Below are 1,370 nucleotides of genomic sequence, written 5' to 3'. Positions count from 1 at the left end.
CCTTGAAGCGTTGCAACACCCGTTCTTCAAGCTTGGAAAAACGGCGGTCATAGTCCTGCATCTGGTTGCCGAACAGCAGATCGCGTATCTTGTCGACACCTACGGCGTCGCCGGCGCCCCCGTTTTCGCGAACCTGGGCCGCCATGAAGTTCAGCCCGCTTCCGTCTGCATTACCAATCAAATTTGCGTCCGCCTTGTTTGCGGAGGAAACGGCACTCGAAGTACTCGAAGATTCCTTGGCCATCCTTATACCCCTCTATTTGAACACCTGCCACAGTGCAGAGACCCATAAACAGATGAAGATGCCAGCAAAATCCGCGACCTGCAAGCCGGAATCTTCTTGGCGCAAGCCAATTTGGGTGCTCTTTTTACACCTCTTGGACTGGCAGAAAAAGCACCAGTACCGCTAGGTGTTGCTCTCGCCCTCCCTGTGATAGCAACCATAGCCATTTAACCTAATTGGTTATCGGGCGAAATCTACTATGAAGCCGAGTGATACAATGGCATTATGTATATCTATTTAGATGGAATTAAGTAACAATTTTTTATTAGAAATTGCTAAAATAGCTGTTCCAGCGGGCAGCATATTGCCTCTCGCTCCGCTATATACTGCCACCATCAGCTTCCGGCGCGAGCTCAACAGTAGAAGGAGAATCTTCTTTTCACACGAGGAATCGCCGATCGAGAATGCAGCCCGGAATCGCGGTGTTTCGGTCGATAGGAGAGAGCAATAGGCCCCAATAGCTGGCAGTCATTCAACCAAAGCTTCAGTGGGCTTGCATTGTTGCGTCGTCGATTGCAAAGGACGCCAGTTTGCCATAGCCAAGTGCCAGGGACCGCAGCTTGTGGTCATGGTGCCGATTTCAGGGACATGAGTATGCGGCATGCTTGGTTTTGACGTGCATCTGCGACAGCCGGCGCCCGATCTCGGCGGCACGGATGAAATGCTGCGCCAGGCTTCTAACGTCGCTAGCAGGACAGGAGCAAGCTCGCCCTGCAGCCAAATGGAGGCGCGACGGCTCGGAAGAGGTCACGGGAGACTGTTTGGACGCAGCATCCTCGATGACCGTTTCCTTTGGCGGGAAATCGCCGGCTATGTCTTGGGACTCTTGTACCTTCGAACCAGGCGTGGGTAAGACGGCATGGCGCATAATCCATTGGTTTCAGTCGTGGTTCCTGCGCACAACGCAGAGGTAACGCTGGCGCGCGCACTCGATTGCCTCCTCGATCAGGAAATCGTGGATTGGGAGGCGATCATCGTCGACGACGCCTCCACGGACCGCACCGCCGCGATCATTGCCGGTTATGTGGAGCAAGATGCCCGATTTCGGACGTTGAGTTCTTGCGCGCATGGCCCCGCCGGCGCGCGC

At 54.5% G+C, this 1,370-nt stretch carries 1 protein-coding gene and 1 pseudogene; one reads left to right on the top strand and one right to left on the bottom strand.

Translation table 11 applies throughout. The annotated features are described in order from the left end of the window. A pseudogene (locus tag EN750_RS34450) lies at positions 1-244 on the bottom strand (hypothetical protein); the annotation flags it as partial. An 898-nt stretch (positions 245-1,142) separates the two neighbouring features. Between EN750_RS34450 and EN750_RS34445 the strand changes: the two are divergent. Continuing rightward, on the top strand, positions 1,143-1,370 hold a 228-nt coding region (locus EN750_RS34445; RefSeq protein ID WP_127399286.1), incomplete at its 3' end, for a glycosyltransferase.

The organism is Mesorhizobium sp. M7A.F.Ca.ET.027.03.2.1, assembly GCF_003999175.1.
Taxonomy (GTDB): Bacteria; Pseudomonadota; Alphaproteobacteria; order Rhizobiales; family Rhizobiaceae; genus Mesorhizobium.
Note: the sequence above shows the minus strand (reverse complement) of the source record. Positions and strands in the feature narration are given on the sequence as shown.